This is a genomic window from Streptomyces sparsus (assembly GCF_054776295.1).
The window spans coordinates 1-1139 of record NZ_BAAHCA010001257.1 but is presented as its reverse complement, the minus strand read 5'-3'; the positions used below and the strand labels follow the sequence as shown (position 1 = coordinate 1139).

General features: G+C 74.6%; 1 protein-coding gene. It reads left to right on the top strand.

Annotated elements, in window-relative coordinates; all coding sequences use genetic code 11:
* A partial coding sequence (locus ACYVE9_RS27750) for an alpha/beta fold hydrolase (RefSeq protein WP_461030645.1) occupies nucleotides 1-1112 on the top strand: 1112 nt, incomplete at its 5' end.
* Nucleotides 1113-1139 lie beyond the last annotated feature (27 nt).

Here is a 1139-nt window from a genome sequence, read left to right as displayed (position 1 = left end):
GCGGCCACGTCGCCACCGTGCTCGGCCACCCGACCGCCGACGAGGTGGAGCCCGACCGCCTCTTCACCGAGCAGGGCTTCGACTCCCTCACGGTGGTCGAACTGCGCAACCACCTGGCGTCGGCGACCGGGTTGAAGCTCGCCCCGACGCTGCTCTTCGACCACGCCACCCCCGAAGCCCTCGCCGCCCACCTCGACCAGCGGCTGGCCGACACCGCGGTCCGTCCCGCCTCCGCCGCGGCCGGCGCCCCGCCGGAGGCGCCCGTCAGGGACGAGGACACCCTCGGCGGGCTGTTCAAGCACGCCTGCCGGACCGGACGCGTCGACGAGGGCTTCGCGCTGCTCCAGGCGGCTGCAGAACTCCGCCCCACCTTCACCTCACCGGACGACCTGGCCCACCGGCCGGAGGCGATCCGCCTGTCGACCGGCGAGGGACCGGCACCGCTCGTCTGCTTCAGTTCCTACGTCGCCCTGGCGGGCGTCCACCAGTACGCCCGTTTCGCCTCCGCCTTCCGCGGTCGCCGCGACGTGTGGGCCCTGCCCACCCAGGGCTTCGGCACCGGGGAACCGCTGCCGGCCACCTTCGACGCCGTGGCCGACCTGTACGCCGACGCGGTGGTACGGACGGTCGGGGACACCCCCGCGGTGCTGCTGGGCTCGTCCTCCGGCGGCGTGCTCGCCCTGGCCGCCGCCCGGCGGCTCCAGGAGCGGGGCGCACCCCCGGCGGCCGTGGTGCTGCTCGACACCTACATGCCGCGTGCCGACTCCCCGTTCCTGCGCTTCTCGCAGCAGATGCTGGGCGGCATGTTCGACCGCGAGTCGATGTTCGCGCACATGGACACCGACCGGCTGACGGCGATGAGCTGGTACGTCGCCCTCATCGGCGAGTGGGAGCCTGGTCCGCTGAGCACGCCCGTGCTGCTCGTCCGCTCCAGCGAGCCGCCCGTCCCGGCGGAACCGGGGGAGACGCTCCGCGCGGAGGAGTGGCAGACCTCCTGGGAGCGCGCGCACACCGTGGTGGACGTGCCCGGCAACCACTTCACCATGATGGAGGCGCACGCCCGCGACACGGCCGGCGCCGCGGCCGACTGGCTCGACTCGCTCACCGGCTGACGGCCCCCCGGCGGCCCGCCCGAGTCG